Genomic DNA, 19,074 nt, shown 5'->3' on the forward strand with positions numbered 1-19,074 from the left:
GCAATAAAATCAACCATTATAAAAACCAGTGGAACTTACCCTGACACGGATTTCCACTGGTTGTTAGAGGTTTTATCAGATTAACTTCCACTTTAACAGACGGTGGAAGTTAGTTTGGGAATTTAGCGAAAAATCGTTTTCATAACAAATGGTTTGAGCTCTTCGATTAATTTTTGAGATTTTCGGACACGGTAAGCATTACTTTGCAAGGTTTTTTTACTGTCAACGTAATGAAGAACGACTGGTATTTCACCTTCATATTTGCTCAAAATTTCTGAAATGTGCTTATCCTGTTCATGATTGGCAATCTGGAGCCAACATTTTTCAAGACTAGGTGGATTAAGGCTCTGCAAAATCATTTGTACCCTGTCGTCACGGACTTGCATGCGTCCTTTGAAAAGGAAGATTGCTCCTTCTTGTAAGGCGCTCTGCCATTTTCCATAAGTCTCAGGAAAGAGAGTAATATCGAGCTTATGGCGGGCATCGCTGACTGTGAGAAAGGCCATCTGCTCACCTTTTGTCTTGGTCCGAATAATGCGAATGGTCTCAATCTGAGCGAGGACTGTCCCTTCAGTGTCTGCGACTAATTGCTCAATAGGTGTAAAACTTCCCTGTAACTCTCTGCGCAAAGCATCAAGCGGATGAGGGCTAATCCCGACTCCTAAAAGCTCTTGCTCCATACGGTATTTTTCAGTGACAGAATAATCCTCAGCTATCAACCAAGAATAGGAAGAATCCGCAAAGAGACTACCCAATTCGTTGACAAAGGTAAAGAGGTGTTCCAAATTCACTTCAACTTTACGACGGTTAGGTTCAAACTCATCAAACAGACCAATATGAACTAAAGGCAACAATACTTCTACCTTCTGATATTTGCTCGGTAATTTTTCTAAAAAGTTTTCAATACTCTGATAAGGACGATTATCAACAATCCAAAGGGCTAAATCTCTTGGAATTCCCTTGACTGTTTTTAGTCCCAAAATAATTTGCCCATCCGAAATTTTATCGTGATAAGGCGCTGAGTTAAGCGATAATTTTCCAAGTTTAAAATCGGCTTGGAGAGCATCCGTGATATAATCACTGCTTGAATAATTCAGCATCACATCATAGAAAATATCTGGGTAATGCACCTTGAAATAAGCCAGTTGAAAAGCAAGAGCTGAGTAGGCATAAGCGTGACTGCGGTTAAAACCATAGCCAGCAAATTTTGCCATTCGTTCAAATAACTCACGCGCCACCTGTTCAGGTCTACCCAGTTCTCTCGCACCTGCTAAGAAATCAGCTTCCATTAGCTGCATCTCATTTTTATCCTTTTTAGACATAGCACGGCGCAACAAGTCTGATTTTCCTAGCGTAAATCCTGCATAAACCTGTGCAATCTGCATGACCTGTTCTTGATACAGCATGATACCATAGGTTGGTTCTAAAATAGGAGCCACAATCGGGTCAATCAAGTCTACCTGTTCACGACCAAACTTTCGCTTGATAAAATTATCAATATAGTCACTAGCTCCTGGACGGTTCAAACTGGTCGTGGCAACCACTTCCTCAAATTTTTCAGGCTTAACCCTCTTCAAGAGCGAAATAGCTCCTGGTTGTTCAAATTGGAAAATCCCCTTGGTCTTACCAGCTGCAAACAATTCTAGCGTTGCTTTATCTTCAAGGTCTATGGCTTTGATATCAATGTCCTGACCATAATCTGACAAGACTTTTTCCTGCATTTTTTGGACAAAGGTCAGATTTCTCAGCCCCAAGAAGTCCATTTTAAGCAGTCCATTGGCCTCAATAGATGGCGCATCATACTGCGTAATCATCATATCCTCGCCAGATTTCAGCGGAATGTGATTGGTCAAATCATCGTCACTCATCACGATACCCGCCGCATGGATAGAGGTCTGTCTAGGCTGTCCTTCGATTTTTTTGGCAATGGCAAAGCTTTTAACATATTCTGCCTTACTATTGATCAATTGTCTGAAAGACATATTTTTTTCATAGACACTTGTCAAGGTATCTCTGAAACCAATTTTTTTAGTCACATTGGACAATTCGTATTCTGGCACACCGAATCGTTTTAAGACATCGCGAATGGCCTGCTTAGCACCAAAGGTTGAAAAGGTCACAATCTGGGCAGAATGTTGACTACCGTAACGGTCACGAACGTAATGTAAAAATTCAGAGCGATAAATATCTGGCAAATCAATATCAATATCAGGCATAGAATAGCGTTCTTCATTGAGGAAACGTTCAAAAAGAAGGTTATTTTTAACCGGATCAATCCCTGTGATGTCTAAAGCAAAGGCAACAAGACTACCAGCTGCAGACCCACGCCCCATCCCCATATAATAACCTTGACTACGCCCAAACCACAGAAGATCCCAGACAATCAAAAAATAGTCGTCAAAGCCCATTTTATGAATAATGGAAAGCTCTTGGTCTAGACGTTCTTGGTAAATCGAACTGATCAAACCTTTCGCCACTAGACCAGCTTCCGCACGCTCACGTAGTTCTTCTACTGCTGCTCGTTCACGATTAAACCGTGGCAATTTGAGATTTCTATCAAACTCATAGGAAATATCCTTGACTAATTCTGATAAATTCTCCAATGCCGTTGGAAAGCGTTCCGCAAAAATCTGTTCCATGGTCTCTGGAGCGTATAAGCATTGATTGGCAGCTGGCGGTTCCACATCTTTTAGGGCAACATTTTCCCTAATCGCGTGTAAAACTTGTAAGGTTTCACGGTCTTCATTTGAAAAATAGCGAACGGTATGAAGAGGGATAAGTGGTTTTTCATAAGTCACTTGAGGACTATCCGCGTCCACACCAATCATATAGTCACAATTTAAAGAGGCACCAACATCCAAAAATGCCACTGGTAGGATAACCGTAACTCCCTGCAATAGCTCTGAAAAAACAGTCCAGTCCGTTTCCCCCATCATCCGCTGACTGGATATTTTCAAAAGACTATGATAGCCCGCAGTATTTTTAGCAATGAGCTTGAGAGAAATTTTCTGCTCTGCTATGACCACGGACAAGTCTAATCCTAAAACGGGAGTGAGGCCCGCTCTTGTTGCCTCCTGTATAAAAGAATAGGCACCATAAAGGCTATCTTTATCCATGACGCCGATGTGCGTATAGCCCAGTTCCTTGGCTTTACGAATGTAAGTTGGCAAGTCAACCAAACTATCTAAAAAACTATAAACGGTTTTCGTATCTAAAGGGACAAACATGCCAACCTCCTCTTTGTTTTTACTTCATTATACTACAAAGCAAGCCCCTCATAAAGTAATAGCTCACCCGTTTTGGAGCAAGACGCCACAATAGCAGTCATTTCCCCACAACTGATAATAGCCGTTCAAATAACTAGTACAATAGCGATATTATATTTGACAAATGCACTCCTAATACGTATTATAGATATAGTACAAAAATAGTTTCACTAACCCAATTATTTTATAAAAATCTAATAGAAAGGAAAGAGACTATCATTGTCTTAAGACTTGAGATTTTGAAGTATACACTTCTTATCACACAATCCCTAGACAATTTAACCATCTCTTTGTGACTTGCTTTATGGCTTGGAAATTCGACGAAAAGTCTCCTATCTATGCCCAAATTGCTCAGCATGTCAAAATGCAAATCATCAGCAATCAGGTTAAAAGTGGTGACCAACTCCCAACTGTCCGCGAATATGCTGAAGAAGCTGGGGTTAATCCTAATACTATGCAACGCGCTTTTACAGAATTAGAACGTGAAGGTATGGTCTATTCGCAACGCACTTCTGGACGCTTCGTCACCGAAGATACCGATCTCATTGCTGAAAAACGGTTAGAAGTTGCTCAATTAGAATTGAAAAACTTTGTCAATAACATGCAAAAAATCGGTTTTTCAACAGAAGATATTGTCCCTGAATTAACGCGTTTTTTGAAGGAGAATGCATATGAGTGATTTATTAAAACTACACCATGTTACAAAAACATATGGTTATCAGGTTGCTTTAGACGATGTGACCTTTAGCCTACCAGCAGGAAAAATCATTGGACTTCTCGGGCCAAACGGTAGTGGGAAAACCACTCTCATCAAACTCATTAATGGCCTACTGCAACCGGATAGCGGTGAAGTCGTGATTGACGGATACCATCCTTCAATTGAAACTAAAAAGATCATCTCCTATCTTCCTGATACGACTTATCTTGATGAAAATATGACTACCAAAGCAACACTTAATCTCTTCCAAGATTTTTATGCTGATTTTGACCGCGAGCGTGCTGAAAAACTGTTGAGCGATTTAGGGATTGATCCTAATAAACGCATTAAGACACTCTCTAAAGGAAACAAAGAAAAGGTTCAACTCATCCTTGTCATGAGCCGTCGAGCAAAACTTTATGTCCTTGATGAGCCAATCGCAGGTGTTGACCCTGCTGCTAGAGATTACATCTTGCGTACCATTATCAATAACTACTCTGAAGAAGCTTCTGTGATTATCTCAACACACCTTATCGCAGATGTGGAACAAATCCTTGATGAAGTGGTCTTTCTACATAATGGTCAAATCACCTTACAAGGAAATACGGACGATCTCCGCTTTGAACACGGTCAGTCCATCGATGCTCTCTTTAGAGAACACTTTAGAGCTTAGGGGGTCACTATGTTTGGAAAACTATTAAAATATGAAATCAGATCAATCAGCAAATGGTACCTCGGGTTACTATTCATCACCTCTTTAGTTGCTATTGCTGCAGGCAATTACTTGAAAAATTTTATTACCACTATCACCAATGCTTCTACTAACTATAGCGTTGGTTATCAATTTGGAAGCTATTTAAGAGATGAGGTCATGTTTCTTCTCTTATTAGCTACTTTATTTGGTTTAGTGATTGCAATCACGATAGCGTCTTATGTGATTATCATTCGTCGCTTCCACGCCAGCATTTTTAGCAGACAGGGTTATCTCACCATGACACTTCCTGTCTCTACCCATGCCATTATTTTAAGCAAATTACTAGTCGCAACACTCTTATTTGTCTTCTCTTATCTCATCTTTGCTATTATTATTTTAGCATTCGTCATCCCAAATATTGGATGGAATAATATTATAGAAGGATTCAAGGAAATCATGTCTCAAATTCTTCCATATTACTCCCCTCTCTGGGTTGCTCTTTGGAATCTGGATGCTTTCCTATCTACCATTGCGGCTGTTTTATTAATCTATCTTGCTATCTCTATCGGGCAACTCTTTAATAGCCATCGTACTTTAATGGGATTTGTTAGTTATGGTGTTATTATGCTAATTCATACACTCATTTCTCTTCTTCTCTCATTTACGTTCGCTGGTACCAGCTTGATTTTAGCTCAACTGGTTTTCACGATTGCACTAATGATTAGTACATACTTTGTGACACACGCTATTGTCAAATACAAACTCAATCTTGAGTAATAAACTTAACAAGCTAATAATAAAAGGCCTGTGGTCAATGTTCAAAGAAACAGTGACCATAGGTCTTTTTATAATATAAATTGTTGTTAAACTTATTTCTGACTGTCTTCTTCCAAAACTTCAATTTCGGTTAAAATCAGTTTCAACTTGGTAACACGGCCGTCTTTAACCTTATCGTTAACCAATATTAAATGCCTATTGCCGTTATCTAATTCGTAGATTTCTTTGCTCTCTTGACTTGGAATAGTTCCAACACCAGTTAGGTAGAAGCCAGCAATAGTATCCACACTATCACTCTCAAGTTCTGTTTCAAAATATTCATTAAACTCATTGAGTGTCATGTTTCCTTGAACAATGTAGGTATTTTCAGCAATTTCACGGACGAAAACTTCAGATTTATCACTCTCATCATCAATCTCACCCACAATTTCTTCTAACAGATCTTCTAAAGTCACCAAGCCAGCCACTCCACCATATTCATCTAATAAAATAGCTAACTGCCTCTGGCTATTTCTAAAAGCCGTCAAAAGATCATCAATGAAAATCGTTTCAGGGACAAAGAGAGGCTCCTGCATGATGCGACGAAAATTCAAGTTTTCAAATCCTTGATTAAACGCAGCATTGAGAAGATTTTTAGTGTGAATTAGACCAATTACCTTGTCCTTATCACCATCGTAGACAGGGACGCGTGAAAAGTTTTGCTTGAGAATTTCTTGAATGCTTTCTTGAGTGTCCGCATTAATATCAACCATGAAGGCATCCGTACGAGGTACCATCACCTCTCTTGCCAACATTTCATCTAACGAGAAGACCCCTTGAAGCATTTCAATTTCATCAGCATCCAAACTTGCCTCACTTTTAGTCAATATGTACTCAATCTCATCACGGGTCATCTGCTCATCCGCATCATCAAAATCCATCGGAGTAATACGACTTAAAAGATTGGTCGATGCCGACAAGAGCCAAACAAAGGGACTCACAATTTTACCGATAAAAAGGATAATCGGTGCGGAAATCACCGCCAGATTTTCCTTTAAATTCATGGCGATACGCTTAGGATAAAGTTCACCAAGAACGATTGAAATATAGGTTAAAAAGATAAGCGATATCGCAGAACCAAGCGGTGCAGCATATTGAAAATTCCCCAACCATCCTGCAATAACTTGACCAAGAGAGGCTGACAAACTAGCCCCTTGTAAAAGCGAAATGAAGGTAATCCCGACTTGAATGGTCGATAAAAAGTTATTCGGATTTTCCAAAACCTTGACAAGACGGATATACTTCGCCTCCCCCTCTTCAGCTTTCTGTTCAACACGAGAGCGATTAAGAGAGACTAGCGCCATCTCAGAAGCTGAGAAAAAGGCATTAAGAAATGTTAAAAAAATCAATAAAATAAATTGAATAACTAAGGACTGACTACTAGGGTCTTCCATGAAAACTACTCCTAAAAAATAATATAGTATTGTCATTATAGCATATTTCTACTATTTTTGATAATTTTTCATAGCAATAATCAGCAAAAACAACTTTTCCTTAGAACATAAATGAAACATGTAAACCACCATTAAGTGTGATATAGTGTTTTAGCTTTAAAATAGTAAACTCGTTTAAGATAAAATGTCTCAGTCACAATGAATTCTTCTTCAATATATGGTTGCTTTATAATATTTTATTGCTGATATTTTCTGCAATCATTACGAGCGACGAAGTCGCCACAACTAGCACTTTCCGCAGTGGTGATAACACTAAAACTAATAAGTTTTAGTGTGAAGGGGTTGGCAAGACCTAGGCTTGCCAAGAAGGAATGGAACTCTGTAGGAGGTCGCTTCCGCCCCACACCACATTAGGAGAAGTGCTAACAAAAATACTAAATAAAAACTAATTGACTTTAATCCCCGTTAGAAGGTACTTGTTTTTATTCTAGTGTACAAGCCAAACACAAGTTCTCAACTACGGGCTCTACCTATTGCCTCTAGCAGTCTTACTCTAAGGAAGAATACTGCTACATCAAATTGTCAAATATCTAAAAGACTGAATATTATTTTTCCCGCTTCAAACTCATCATAAAAGAGCTCAGAATTTTCTAAGCTCTCTATTGATTATTTAGCAATTTTAGTGATATTAACAGCTTGCAATCCACGTTGCCCTTGCTCAACTTCAAACGTCACTTTTTCACCATCTTCTAGGAATTTAAAGCCATCAGTTTGAATTTGTGAGAAGTGTGCAAAAACATCTGCTCCCTCTTCTTGTTGGATAAAACCAAAACCTTTTTCTTTATCGAACCATTTTACTGTACCATTTACCATTTTGAGTTACCTCTTTAAAAATTATTTGCAAAAATATTTAAGAGGAAAAACAAAAGATAACTAATACTTAAACTCAAAAAAATTATTTACATCCTCTAGTATAACGGTATATTATTTAAAAGTCAAAGATTTTACCTGTTGTGCTAATTATTTTCTTTTTTAGCAATTATCTTTGTGTGATACGGGGCTCTTCAAAGATCTGGAAGACCTTTGAAGATGGGAAATGAAGCTGGCAAAGTCAACATCAAAACCTCCTACGGAGTTCCATTCCTTTTTAGCAAGCCTAAGTCTCCTTCGCTCTCTTGTTTCTAAGCTTAGGCTGAAAGTGATGAGTGTGGCGATTTTGTCGTCCTTGATTACTACTTCTGCATATAGCTATGCTGTTTAAGTGATATCTATGTAAAATAATAGTGTTCGGCAGCTTCAGATACCTCTATTATTTGTATCGCAAGTTTGTTAAAATCAATTAAACTAGCACAATAAGTAGATTTTATCTTTATCATCTCATACTCCATTAAATAGCAATTTCTCAAATTATGAAACAGCAATCAATAATCTTTAATTATTTGACAAATAAAAGCCTTGTGGGGTATAATACAGATAAGAAAGTTGTGAAGGACGTTCTTATATAACTCAAAAAACCCCAACGTTGCAGCGTTGAGGGTTTTATTTTTGCCCCTAAGGGTTACTTGTCACGGTTATTTAACCAGTATTCAAACAGTACAATAACAATACCGCTTGATACGGTGACAAGAAAGGATGTGAAGGCATCCATATATAACTCACCTCCCTTCTAGTTTGAGGGGGCAAGGCTTATTATAACAAAACACTAACCATTAAACAATATCATATCAAGGGGGGCTTAGTCTAAAAGTTACCCTCTTACTATACCCAATTTTCGTTAGGGGTAGTAAAAAGGGTAGTAAATTATAAAAAACACCCTAGGATGACGCCCTAGAGTGTTGATTTATCAAGTTTTCTAGCCCTTTTTTACTATTCCTCACTCGCTTATTTTCAAGCTCGGGATAAAATAGTCTAACAGACTATTTTATTTTTTAAGGTTGTAGAATGATTTGATTCCTTTGTATTGAGCAACTTCACCAAGTTGATCTTCGATACGAAGCAATTGGTTATATTTAGCAATACGGTCTGTACGTGACAATGAACCAGTTTTGATTTGTCCTGCGTTAGTTGCAACTGCGATGTCAGCGATTGTTGAATCTTCAGTTTCACCTGAACGGTGTGATACTACTGCAGTGTATCCAGCTTCTTTAGCCATTTCGATAGCTTCAAAAGTTTCTGTCAAAGTACCGATTTGGTTAACTTTGATAAGGATTGAGTTAGCAGCATTTTCTTTGATACCTTTTGCAAGGTATTCAGTGTTTGTAACGAAGAAGTCGTCACCAACCAATTGAACACGTCCGCCAAGGCGCTCAGTAAGAGCTTTCCAACCATCCCAGTCGTTTTCATCCATACCGTCTTCGATAGTGATGATTGGGTATTTGTTAACCAATTCTTCAAGGTAGTCGATTTGTTCTGCAGATGTACGAACAGCAGCGCCTTCACCTTCGAATTTAGTGTAGTCATAAACACCACGCTCTTTGTCGTAGAATTCTGATGACGCACAGTCAAATCCGATCATGATTCCGTTTTCGCCAGCTTCGTAACCAGCAGCTTCGATAGCTTTAAGGATAGTTTCTACACCGTCCTCAGTTCCTTCAAATTTAGGAGCGAAACCACCTTCGTCACCAACAGCTGTAACAAGTCCGCGTTCTTTAAGGATTTTCTTAAGAGCGTGGAAGACTTCAGCACCCCAACGAAGACCTTCTTTGAAAGTAGGTGCACCAACTGGCATGATCATGAACTCTTGGAATGCGATTGGAGCATCTGAGTGAGATCCACCGTTGATGATGTTCATCATAGGAGTTGGAAGAACTTTAGTGTTGAATCCACCAAGGTAAGTGTAAAGTGGCACTTCAAGGTAGTCAGCAGCAGCACGAGCTACAGCGATAGACACACCAAGGATAGCGTTGGCACCAAGTTTACCTTTGTTTGGAGTACCATCAAGAGCGATCATTGCACGGTCAATACCTTGTTGGTCGCGAACATCGAAACCGATGATTGCTTCAGCGATAACGTTGTTTACGTTGTCAACTGCTTTTTGTGTACCAAGACCAAGGTAACGTGATTTGTCACCATCGCGAAGTTCAACTGCTTCGTGCTCACCAGTAGAAGCTCCTGAAGGAACCATACCGCGTCCGAAAGCACCTGATTCAGTGTAAACTTCAACTTCAAGTGTAGGGTTACCGCGTGAGTCTAGGACTTCGCGAGCGTAAACATCAGTAATAATTGACATGTTATTACTCTCCTTATAGGTTTTTATTTTACTTGCCTATTTTATCATAATGTGAGACTTTTAGCAAATTAAAAAAACTAGCGATAAAATTCCTGTATTTTATATTTGCCTTATTTCCCAACCTTTTTTCTGGATTATGATACAATGAGAATCAATCTATCTGAGATTTAATAGGGGTGTTTTATGGCAATTATTTCATTTGACAATGTCAGCTTTAGACAACAAGGAAAAACTATTTTAAAAAATATAGACTGGCAAGTTGAAAGCGGACAAACATGGGCTATTTTAGGATTAAATGGTTCTGGTAAAACAACTTTACTCAAACTACTTATGGCTGAGCACTGGGCTAGTCAGGGGCAAATCAGTGTTCTTGGAAAACAATTTGGTAAAGAAGATATGACTGCTATTCGGACTAAAATTGGCATTGTTGGTTCTTTCATTTCTGAGCGCCTTCCGAAACACATGATGGCCGAAAAAATTGTCTTGACAGGTAAGTACAAATCTTCTATCCTTTACAAAGCCTATGAGGATAGCGACCTTGCAGAGGCGAGAGATATGTTGATTTCGCTCGGCGGTGAGCACTTATTGGGCCGTATCTACGCCAGTCTGTCTCAAGGTGAGAAACAATTGTTACTCATTGCACGCAGTCTAATGGAAAACCCTGACATTATCATCCTAGATGAAGCGACAAGCGGTTTAGATCTCTTTGCTCGTGAACAGTTACTAGCGCAGATTGGCAATATTCGTCACCTGCCTCATGCCCCAACGATTATCTACGTGACTCATCACGCGGAGGAAATTACTCATGATATCAGCCATGTCCTTCTTTTACGTCAAGGACAGATTATTGCCAAAGGTTCAAAAAAAGATATCCTCACCGAAGATATCTTATCCGATTTTTATCAAAATCCTGTCCGTGTTATTCCTATTGATGATAGCCGAGTATATATCCATCCTCAAAAAGGTTAGGATTAGCACATTTATAAATCTTCTAGACCTATCGCAAACAGACGATAGGTTTTTTCTAATTCCAGTAGATAAGTTGACAGATTAACCAATTCCTTAGGAGCTCGTGAACCAAAGGAAAGCAACTCAGGAACGGTATAGCGATTCACACGACTGGCTAAAAGATAGAGATTCTCTTCCTTTTCTAACCCTTTGGCAAACTCTAAAATCATCTGCTTAAGTTCCTCTGAAATTTGTCCTTTAGGTAAATTGTAAACCGCACTAAGGTGTTTATAAAAATCATCTTTAGTTGCTTTAATCATAACCGTTATTCTCCTTTCAACTTCTCAATCATCACCAAAAACGGTGGGGTATTGATTTGATTTAGTGGCTGATACAGCATAGCAGTAAATGCTGTCTGGTCTAGTGTCTGCACATAATCTAGCACCGCATCTTTTTCCATATCGCCACCTTCATGACCATAATAAATCATAATCGCCACGCGCCCACCGACTTCAAGTTGTGCTAGGATTTTTTCGATGGCTAACAAGGTCGTATCAGGTTTGGTAATGACTGATTTGTCTGCACTTGGTAGATAACCGAGATTGAAAATGGCAGCGCGGATAGGTTCGGATACATAGGTGTCTATATGCTGGTGTCCATCTAAAATCAATTCTGCATTATCTAGTCCAAGCTGCGCCAAGCGCTCAGTCGTTTTCTGCACCGCTTGTTCCTGAATATCAAAAGCATAGACTTTCTTAGCTAAACCAGCAAGAAATGCTGTGTCATTGCCATTTCCCATGGTGGCATCTACTGCAATGCTATCTTTATCTAGCACCTCTGCTAAAAAATCATGCGAGAGGTGAATGGGGCGTTTTATCATCATTGGTTTCCTTAACTATTCTATATTAAAAATTGTCCCTTAAATGTCTCAGTCTTGTGAACTCAGCGACGTCTGCTGCCATAAGAAGGCGATTGACTTGTTTTTCGACCCCTATAGTGGATGGCAAACTTGGGATACCTTTGCCCACTTTGAGCTTCATTTGCTCATAGTAATCTTCAGTAAACTCGTCTGAATTTTGTGATAGGCTAAATCGCAAATTCGTCAAAGTGTACTCATGACCAGCATAGACTTTCACCTCATCTGCCAAATTTCTGAAGAAGGTCATGGATTGATACTGAGCATTATAATCCCCTGTAAAAACTCTTCCACACCCTGCTGAGAAAAGCGCATCGCCACACAAAAGATGTTCCTTATCAACAAGGTAAGAAATGTGTTCCTCCGAATGACCAGCCGTTAAAAAGACATCAATTTGCGACCCATAGAGCGCAATACCGTCACCATCTTTCAGGACAGTGTCCACCAAATGGCTAACTTCTTTGGGTCCGTAGGTTTTAACATCAGGGTATTTGGCCACAATCTCACCAATACCATCCACATGGTCCGAATGCACATGCGTGATTAAAATAGCACCCGCTGTCAGCTGATTTTCCTCCAAATAATCTAGAACAGGCTGAGCCTCTCCTGGATCAACGATAATGGCTTCGTCACCTTGTGACCATACCCAAATGTAATTATCAGCTAAAGCTGGAATTGCTGTGATGTTCATAAATTCTCCTTACCCAAACACTTCAAAATAGGCAATCGCCTCTAGTAGTTCTAAATTGATATTTTCCCGACCGTAAGAATCTAAAAAATAGTCCCGATAGCGATTGGTTTGTAAATTAAAAGCTAATGACCACACTGCCCAAAATAAATCAATATGCTTGTCACCCAAACCAGCACTGTCCCAATCAATCATAGCCTGGAACTGCCAATTGTTTAAGATGATATTAGGCAAGCAAAAGTCTCCGTGAATCAGCGTATCCGTTTCTAAATAGGGAGAGTACTCCAAAACCTTTTTATATGCACCGCTCCTATCAATTTGCTTTTGATGTGAAAACAAATAATGAGGATCAAAATTCCCTACTTGATAACCAACTTCTACAGCTTTCAAATACTCTTGTGTCCGATTTCCAACCAAGTTCTCATCAACTTCCAATGCATGCAATTGTTTCATGGTTTCTGCCAGTATTTGACAAAGCCTCTTTGGGTTTTCCAAAAATTTTTTAGAACTCGCATCGTCTCCAACAACCTTAGCAGTCAGCAGCCAATCTTGGTCATCAGACACATAATCTAAAACATTTTGAGCAAGCCCCTGCGAAGCGAAGTAGCGTGTTAGAGCCACTTCTTTCTCTAAACTTCCCTTAACTGCCCTTTTCAGGAAATAACCTTGGTCCTTGTCAATAAAATAAACACGAGCAGCTGATGAACTGCTACTATCGTAGATAACACTATTTTCCATCAAATAATCAAAAGCTTTTGGAAATCGTAATTCTTCTAACGTTATGATTCTTTTCTTCATATATTTCTGATTAATATCATTACAAGGTGAAACTGCTACCGTAGTTTTTTATTTCCTACCTCAAAATGTCCACTGGACATTTTGAACCCTGCCAGCTTCCTCGTCTTTCCATTTCTTTATCAATGGCATTGAGGACTTCCCATTTATTGAGGCTCCACATGGGGCCGATGAGCATGTCGCGTGGGGCATCGCCTGTGATACGATGAATAACCATGTCTTTCGGAATGATTTCTAGTTGATCACAGATGATATTGACGTACTCTTCCTGACTGAGAAGCTGCAGGCGCCCTTCATGGTAATCCCGTTGCATGCGGGTATTGGTCATGAGGTGCAAAAGATGGAGTTTGATACCATGAATATCGTTATCTGTTACACAGCGGCGCACATTTTCCACCATCATCTCATGGGTTTCCCCTGGAAGTCCGTTAATCAAGTGAGAGACGATTTCAATTTTTGGCGCTTGCTGGCGAATGCGTTTGACCGTCTCCACATAAAGCTCGTAGCTATGCGCTCGGTTAATCAACTCTGATGTAGCTTCATAGGTCGTCTGTAAACCCAACTCCACCGTCACATGCATACGTTCAGACAATTCTGCTAGATAGGCAATCGTTTCGTCTGGTAAACAGTCTGGTCGAGTACCGATATTGACCCCAACGACACCTGGCTCATTGATCGCCTGCTCGTAGCGTTCACGAATCACCTCTACCTTGTCGTGCGTATTGGTATAATTTTGGAAATAAACCAAATACTTTTTCACATCTGGCCACTTGCGGTGCATAAAATCAATCTCATGGTAAAATTGCTCACGGATTGGCGCATCGGGTGCCACAATGGCATCACCAGATCCTGAAACCGTACAAAAGGTACAGCCACCATGAGATACCGTCCCATCACGATTAGGACAGTCAAATCCTGCATCAATGGGGAGTTTAAAGATTTTTTCACCAAATAATTCTCTATAATAGTCATTGACAGTTCTATAACGTTTTTTCATGTTTCCTATTTTACCACAAATCACAACAAAAAAGTGCCGACTACTCGACACCTCTTAGATTTTGCTCTGCTATTTTTCAACCTTAAGCCAATCGTGGTAATGTTCCAGCAAGTTGACAGCCATTTGTGTAGCCAAAGCAACTGAAAAGGCTTCTGTACCCTCAAATTCCTCAGGCGCCACTTCAAGTTTACTTTCCTCATAAATAGCCTTGAGACTTTCGACAGACAAGGTTTCTTTAAATGCTTCAAATGATTTCATAGCTTGTCTCCTTTTTCTTTTATTGTATCACTTTATCTTGTTTTTGCAAGCGTTATCATAAAACACAGGCGGATATAAGATTTGACATTCCCTATCCTTCTGTTTTTGATAATACTGGAAAAAGGCGGAGCTAAATTGAGATAAATCGCTCCTTATCTGGCAAAATCCTTCTTTAGATTCAATCGGCCTAATTTGAGGAAAAAAATCATCAATTGACTGCGCAAGCAAATTGCCACCACAAGCATAAATCTCCGCTTGACGGGATAGCCATCTGGGATTTCGTGCCATCAACCCTCGTTGAATCACTGATAAAATTTGTTGATTTTGCCGTTTTTCATAGTAAGATAAACATTGTCGCTTATAGGGCAAACGTAAAAAATCTAAAATATCTTGTTCAAAGGAACAGGATTTCTCTAAATAAGATAAATGACCTTCTAAGTCCTCATATATCAAATACTTCAATCTGATGCAACGTTTTTTTAGGTCCAATTCCCAATAATGAAAGCCCATATTTTGACTGAAATACAGAAACTGTTTTTGCAAGCGAGACATTTTCTTGCCTAACCACAATTTTTCTCCCAATAGCCATAAGACCTGATAGCCCGCTTGATGGTAATTGTTTGTGCGTTCACGTAATCGTGCTTCTGATAAACGAGAACACTGCACTTCAAGCGCCAGCTTTTCTCCGACAAAAAGATCCGCAATCTGCCCTAAATCAGGTAAAATTTTTTCAACTTGAACAACTGCATGTTTTGATAAATTGGCAAAAAGCTCAGCCTTCAAGGTCAAATGTTCATCTGATTCGTTTTCTTGAAAAAATGCACAGGACTTTAGGTTAATATGGGCAAAGTGCGGTCGCATCACTTTACCATTTTTCAACCGAACAGATTGGTGACAAGCTGGGCAGAAAAATTCTTGTCGTTGTGGAACATCCTCTAATAAATTCACCAAATCTCCTTGACCATTTTGTGCAATTAGCATAAGCACCTCCTATCTGATTATTCGAAAAAACAACCACCTTTCTAGGCGGTTGTTCACATTAATCACGATTTTCTAGTGCACGAAGCATCTGGTCAATCTTATTTCCATACTCAATTGAATTATCTTTTTCAAAAATGAGGTCAGGAATTTTATACATGGTCAAGTTTTTACCAAGTTCACGCTTGATTGTGCCTGTGGCTTTTTCAAGACCAGTCTGCGCTTTTTGATTATCAGAAGCAAGTGTTGAATGAATGGTGTAGTACACCTTTGCTGCTGATAAGTCACCAAGCATTTGGACATCTGTGATGGTAACATCTTGAACACGAGGGTCACGAACCTTGAGACGCAAGATTTCATTGACTTCACGCTTGATTTCCATACCAACACGGTCAATACGGTGATTTGCCATTTGATTTTCCTTTCTGATAAGTATAGTCGAATGAATTAGCTTTAAGACAAGGAACTGAGAAGCAGACAGTACTTGAGTACGGCAAGTCGAAAGTAATGATGTATTAAAGTTAATTCAAATGACTATATTATTTTGAAAAAACTAGGCTATAAACCTAGCTTTTGTCTTTAGTGAATTAGCTTAGATGAGATATTGTGGAAAGGTAGGTCTAAAGCCTAGCTTTCCAACTAAACTATCTATGCTCCTCTCTATTTACGCTTAATCTCTTCCATGATGTAAGCTTCGATAGTATCATCCACTTGAAGGTCATTATAGTTTTCAATCATAAGACCACCTTCACGGCCGTTACCAACTTCTTTGACATCATCTTTATAGTGTTTCAAGCTAGCAAGTTTACCGTCATAGATAACCACACGGTCACGGATAACACGGACATTTGAGTCGCGCGTAATTTTACCTGAGATAACCATGAATCCACCGATAGTGCCAACTTTAGACACTTTGAAGGTTTCACGGATAAGAGCTTCACCAATAATTTTTTCTTCAAATTCTGGGTCAAGCATTCCTTTCATCGCGTCTTCGATTTCTTCGATAACTTTATAGATGATACTGTGTAGACGAATTTCAACATCATCGGCGTCAGCTTGAGCACGCGCTTGTGGTGTAGGGCGAACGTTAAATCCGATAACAACGGCATTTGAAGCTTCTGCAAGGGTCACATCTGACTCACTGATAGCACCTACCGCTGAGTGAACCACGTTAACTTTAACACCTTCAACATCAATCTTAAGAAGTGATGCGGCAAGCGCCTCTACAGAACCTTGTACGTCCGCTTTGATAATGACATTAACAGTCTTAACTTCACCAGCTTTAAGGGTATCAAAGAGGTTTTCAAGGCTAACACGTTGTGTGGCTTGACGTTGTTTGAGAAGGGCACGTTTCGCACGTTCTTCTCCAGCTGCACGCGCAGCTTTTTCATCTTCGTAAACCGCAAAGTGATCACCAGCCATAGGCGCTTCGTTCAAACCAGTAATTGAGACTGGCATTGATGGCTCAGCTGTTTTCACACGACGACCAAGGTCATTGGTCATGGCACGGACACGTCCGAAAGTATTACCCACAACGATTGGGTCTTGAACATTCAAGGTACCTTGTTGAACAAGGAGAGTTGCTACTGCACCTTTTCCTTTATCAAGACGAGCCTCGATAACAGTACCAATGGCACGAACTGTTGGGTCCGCTTTGAGCTCCTGAAGTTCTGCCACAAGAAGAACTGTTTCTAGCAATTCATCAATGTTTTGACCGAATTTCGCTGAGATTTCAACAAATTCTGAATCCCCGCCCCATGCTGTAGACATGATACCGTGCTCTGCCAATTCACCAATAACACGCTCAGGGTTTGCACCTGGTTTATCAATCTTGTTGATGGCAACGATGATTGGAACACCAGCAGCTTTAGAGTGGTTAATCGCTTCGATAGTCTGAGGCATAACACCATCGTCTGCCGCTACAATAAGGATGGTAATATCCGTTACTGAGGCACCACGCGCACGCATTGATGTAAAGGCCGCGTGACCTGGTGTATCAAGGAAGGTGATTTTCTTTCCGTTGGCTTCGATTTGGTAGGCACCAATATGCTGAGTGATACCACCTGCTTCACCTGTTGCGACACGTGAGTTACGAAGGGTATCAAGGAGGGTTGTTTTACCGTGGTCAACGTGACCCATAATCGTTACGACTGGTGCACGCTCAATCATTTCTTCTGGGTTTAGGTAACCATCTTCTGCGAAGAAACGTTCGATGTCGGCATTGTCCACTTCAACCTTAGCCTTAGCTTCGATACCATAATCCACCATAAGGAGTTCGATAGTATCTCCATCAAGGGATTGGTTTTGAGTCGCCATAACACCCATCATAAAGAGTTTCTTAACGATTTCTGCAGGCTCACGTTTGATACGTTTTGCAATTTCTGCGACAGTCATGCCTTCAGTATATTCAAATTCTTTTGGCAATTCATGGAATTTACGCTCTGTTACAGGAGCTGGTGCTTGATTGCCTCTACGTTTGTTTTTCTTATTGTTATTCCAGTTGCTATTACGCTGATTTCTCACTTGGTTTTGGTTCCAGTTTTTCTTATTTTTTGCTTGTTTTGGTCCGTCTTCATTTTCATTAGAGAAGTCTCTTGATTTCTCTAGACGGGCTTTTTTACGACGAGCATCGACAGTTGTTTTTTCCGTAGAAACTGCTGGCGCTACTTTAGGAGCAGATGGCACCACTTCTTTTGCTTTCTTAGCAGCTTCTGCCTTACGTTTTGCTTCTTCCTGCTCACGGAAACGCGCTTCACTTTCACGTGAATACTCTGCGTTTTGTTCAGCTTTCAAGGCTGCTGCACGTGCTTTAAAATCAATACGTGGTGCAGTTTGAGCAGGGCGATTTTGCTGACGATTACCATTGCGGTTATCGCGACGATCATTACGCGTGTTAGGCTGATTTTCATTGCGATGACGGTTTTGGTTGTCATTGCGGCGATCATTTTGGCGATTGCCGTTTTGGTTTGTTCCGCCTTGATTATGGTTTGGCTTGCGGTTGTCATTTCGGTTGTCACGACGATCATTCTGATGTTTATCGCGATTACCACCATTTTGACGGCGCTCTGCCTGTTCTTTGGCTTTTGCTTCACGCTCAGCCTTGAAATTCCTAATCTGGGGACGAACAGGGGTTGCTTTAGGAGTAGACTTCACATCCTCAGCTTTTGCTGGTTCTGCTTTTTCAGGTTTTACTTCCGCTATTTTCTCAACTTTTTGAGGTTGAGGTTTAGCAGCTCCGCTATTTCCAAAAGCCTCTGTAATACGCTTAGCTCCTGCTTCATCAACACTTGAGGCATGGGTTTTGACATCTAACCCAAGTTCAAGAGCCTTTGCGACCACTTCCTTACTCGTTTTACCAATTTCTTTGGCGATTTCATTTAAACGTTTCTTAGACAAAT

18 protein-coding genes are annotated in these 19,074 nt (G+C 40.0%); 4 read left to right on the plus strand and 14 right to left on the minus strand.

The features are described 5' to 3' along the window. Positions 1 to 122 precede the first annotated feature (122 nt). Positions 123 to 3,227 (minus strand): DNA polymerase III subunit alpha, encoded by a 3,105-nt coding sequence (locus EAF07_RS07220; protein ID WP_121835910.1) that lies wholly within the window; start codon positions 3,225 to 3,227, stop codon positions 123 to 125. 343 nt (positions 3,228 to 3,570) lie between these two features. Here EAF07_RS07220 and EAF07_RS07225 point away from each other — a divergent pair, with 343 nt between their 5' ends. From EAF07_RS07225 to EAF07_RS07235, 3 genes are read left to right on the plus strand one after another with little or no spacing between them, the layout of a single operon-like run. Beyond that, a complete protein-coding gene (locus EAF07_RS07225) occupies positions 3,571 to 3,945 on the plus strand; it encodes a GntR family transcriptional regulator (RefSeq protein ID WP_121835911.1) in 375 nt (124 codons plus the stop codon). After that, positions 3,938 to 4,636, plus strand: a complete 699-nt coding sequence (locus EAF07_RS07230) for an ABC transporter ATP-binding protein (protein ID WP_121835912.1) — start codon at positions 3,938 to 3,940, stop codon at positions 4,634 to 4,636. Before EAF07_RS07225 ends, EAF07_RS07230 begins: the two co-directional genes overlap by 8 nt. Before the next feature lie 9 nt (positions 4,637 to 4,645). Continuing rightward, positions 4,646 to 5,434 (plus strand): hypothetical protein, encoded by a 789-nt coding sequence (locus tag EAF07_RS07235; protein ID WP_121835913.1) that lies wholly within the window; start codon positions 4,646 to 4,648, stop codon positions 5,432 to 5,434. A gap of 92 nt (positions 5,435 to 5,526) precedes the next feature. On the opposite strand, the gene EAF07_RS07240 is transcribed toward EAF07_RS07235, so the two are convergent. The 4 genes from EAF07_RS07240 to eno all read right to left on the minus strand — a co-directional run bounded on the left by EAF07_RS07240 (position 5,527) and on the right by eno (position 10,096). Then, positions 5,527 to 6,867 carry a hemolysin family protein gene (locus tag EAF07_RS07240; protein WP_121835914.1) on the minus strand — a complete coding sequence of 447 codons (1,341 nt, stop codon included), beginning with the start codon at positions 6,865 to 6,867 and terminating at the stop codon, positions 5,527 to 5,529. Positions 6,868 to 7,533: 666 nt separating this feature from the next. Continuing rightward, positions 7,534 to 7,740: a cold-shock protein gene (locus tag EAF07_RS07245; protein WP_121835915.1), complete on the minus strand. Its 207-nt coding sequence runs from the start codon at positions 7,738 to 7,740 to the stop codon at positions 7,534 to 7,536. A gap of 685 nt (positions 7,741 to 8,425) precedes the next feature. Beyond that, positions 8,426 to 8,515, minus strand: coding sequence for a type I toxin-antitoxin system Fst family toxin (locus tag EAF07_RS10870; RefSeq protein ID WP_121835916.1), 90 nt, complete (start codon positions 8,513 to 8,515; stop codon positions 8,426 to 8,428). 273 nt (positions 8,516 to 8,788) lie between these two features. Continuing rightward, positions 8,789 to 10,096 (minus strand): surface-displayed alpha-enolase, encoded by a 1,308-nt coding sequence (eno, locus tag EAF07_RS07255; protein ID WP_121835917.1) that lies wholly within the window; start codon positions 10,094 to 10,096, stop codon positions 8,789 to 8,791. Positions 10,097 to 10,279: 183 nt separating this feature from the next. Between eno and EAF07_RS07260 the strand changes: the two genes are divergently transcribed. Further along, the gene (locus EAF07_RS07260) at positions 10,280 to 11,065 is read left to right on the plus strand and encodes an ABC transporter ATP-binding protein (RefSeq protein WP_121835918.1); all 786 of its coding nucleotides are present in this window, start codon (positions 10,280 to 10,282) and stop codon (positions 11,063 to 11,065) included. 11 nt (positions 11,066 to 11,076) lie between these two features. On the opposite strand, the gene EAF07_RS07265 is transcribed toward EAF07_RS07260, so the two are convergent. From EAF07_RS07265 to infB, 9 genes are all read right to left on the minus strand, one after another. Further along, the gene (locus EAF07_RS07265; RefSeq protein ID WP_121835919.1) at positions 11,077 to 11,364 is read right to left on the minus strand and encodes a bacteriocin immunity family protein; all 288 of its coding nucleotides are present in this window, start codon (positions 11,362 to 11,364) and stop codon (positions 11,077 to 11,079) included. 5 nt (positions 11,365 to 11,369) lie between these two features. Next, positions 11,370 to 11,924, minus strand: a complete 555-nt coding sequence (mnmM, locus tag EAF07_RS07270; RefSeq protein ID WP_121835920.1) for a tRNA 5-(aminomethyl)-2-thiouridylate-methyltransferase MnmM — start codon at positions 11,922 to 11,924, stop codon at positions 11,370 to 11,372. 25 nt (positions 11,925 to 11,949) lie between these two features. Then, on the minus strand, positions 11,950 to 12,651 hold the full coding sequence (gloB, locus tag EAF07_RS07275; protein WP_121835921.1) for a hydroxyacylglutathione hydrolase: 702 nt from the start codon (positions 12,649 to 12,651) through the stop codon (positions 11,950 to 11,952). Between the two features lie 9 nt (positions 12,652 to 12,660). Further along, entirely contained in the window at positions 12,661 to 13,446 is a 786-nt protein-coding gene (locus EAF07_RS07280; RefSeq protein ID WP_121835922.1) for an aminoglycoside 3'-phosphotransferase, read from the minus strand. Positions 13,447 to 13,501: 55 nt separating this feature from the next. After that, a complete protein-coding gene (mnmL, locus tag EAF07_RS07285) occupies positions 13,502 to 14,440 on the minus strand; it encodes a tRNA modification radical SAM protein MnmL/YtqA (RefSeq protein WP_121835923.1) in 939 nt (312 codons plus the stop codon). A gap of 69 nt (positions 14,441 to 14,509) precedes the next feature. Further along, entirely contained in the window at positions 14,510 to 14,698 is a 189-nt protein-coding gene (locus tag EAF07_RS07290; RefSeq protein ID WP_121835924.1) for a hypothetical protein, read from the minus strand. 27 nt (positions 14,699 to 14,725) lie between these two features. Continuing rightward, positions 14,726 to 15,679 (minus strand): competence protein CoiA, encoded by a 954-nt coding sequence (locus tag EAF07_RS07295; RefSeq protein ID WP_121835925.1) that lies wholly within the window; start codon positions 15,677 to 15,679, stop codon positions 14,726 to 14,728. A 58-nt stretch (positions 15,680 to 15,737) separates the two neighbouring features. Continuing rightward, positions 15,738 to 16,088: a 30S ribosome-binding factor RbfA gene (gene rbfA / locus EAF07_RS07300; protein ID WP_161978674.1), complete on the minus strand. Its 351-nt coding sequence runs from the start codon at positions 16,086 to 16,088 to the stop codon at positions 15,738 to 15,740. 248 nt (positions 16,089 to 16,336) lie between these two features. Further along, a complete protein-coding gene (infB, locus tag EAF07_RS07305; RefSeq protein WP_121835927.1) occupies positions 16,337 to 19,072 on the minus strand; it encodes a translation initiation factor IF-2 in 2,736 nt (911 codons plus the stop codon). Positions 19,073 to 19,074: the final 2 nt, after the last annotated feature.

Source organism: Streptococcus hillyeri, assembly GCF_003686955.1.
Taxonomy (GTDB): Bacteria; Bacillota; Bacilli; order Lactobacillales; family Streptococcaceae; genus Streptococcus; species Streptococcus hillyeri.

Excerpts from the sequence above, each read along its gene's own strand:
- gloB (WP_121835921.1), bottom strand. The coding sequence starts at position 12,651 with ATGAACATCACAGCAATTCCAGCTTTAGCTGATAATTACATTTGGGTA.
- EAF07_RS07225 (WP_121835911.1), top strand. The coding sequence starts at position 3,571 with ATGGCTTGGAAATTCGACGAAAAGTCTCCTATCTATGCCCAAATTGCT.
- EAF07_RS07265 (WP_121835919.1), bottom strand. The coding sequence starts at position 11,364 with ATGATTAAAGCAACTAAAGATGATTTTTATAAACACCTTAGTGCGGTT.
- EAF07_RS07240 (WP_121835914.1), bottom strand. The coding sequence starts at position 6,867 with ATGGAAGACCCTAGTAGTCAGTCCTTAGTTATTCAATTTATTTTATTG.
- eno (WP_121835917.1), bottom strand. The coding sequence starts at position 10,096 with ATGTCAATTATTACTGATGTTTACGCTCGCGAAGTCCTAGACTCACGC.
- EAF07_RS07235 (WP_121835913.1), top strand. The coding sequence starts at position 4,646 with ATGTTTGGAAAACTATTAAAATATGAAATCAGATCAATCAGCAAATGG.
- mnmM (WP_121835920.1), bottom strand. The coding sequence starts at position 11,924 with ATGATAAAACGCCCCATTCACCTCTCGCATGATTTTTTAGCAGAGGTG.
- EAF07_RS07230 (WP_121835912.1), top strand. The coding sequence starts at position 3,938 with ATGAGTGATTTATTAAAACTACACCATGTTACAAAAACATATGGTTAT.
- EAF07_RS07280 (WP_121835922.1), bottom strand. The coding sequence starts at position 13,446 with ATGAAGAAAAGAATCATAACGTTAGAAGAATTACGATTTCCAAAAGCT.
- EAF07_RS07220 (WP_121835910.1), bottom strand. The coding sequence starts at position 3,227 with ATGTTTGTCCCTTTAGATACGAAAACCGTTTATAGTTTTTTAGATAGT.
- EAF07_RS07245 (WP_121835915.1), bottom strand. The coding sequence starts at position 7,740 with ATGGTAAATGGTACAGTAAAATGGTTCGATAAAGAAAAAGGTTTTGGT.
- EAF07_RS07260 (WP_121835918.1), top strand. The coding sequence starts at position 10,280 with ATGGCAATTATTTCATTTGACAATGTCAGCTTTAGACAACAAGGAAAA.
- EAF07_RS10870 (WP_121835916.1), bottom strand. The coding sequence starts at position 8,515 with ATGGATGCCTTCACATCCTTTCTTGTCACCGTATCAAGCGGTATTGTT.
- EAF07_RS07290 (WP_121835924.1), bottom strand. The coding sequence starts at position 14,698 with ATGAAATCATTTGAAGCATTTAAAGAAACCTTGTCTGTCGAAAGTCTC.
- mnmL (WP_121835923.1), bottom strand. The coding sequence starts at position 14,440 with ATGAAAAAACGTTATAGAACTGTCAATGACTATTATAGAGAATTATTT.
- EAF07_RS07295 (WP_121835925.1), bottom strand. The coding sequence starts at position 15,679 with ATGCTAATTGCACAAAATGGTCAAGGAGATTTGGTGAATTTATTAGAG.
- rbfA (WP_161978674.1), bottom strand. The coding sequence starts at position 16,088 with ATGGCAAATCACCGTATTGACCGTGTTGGTATGGAAATCAAGCGTGAA.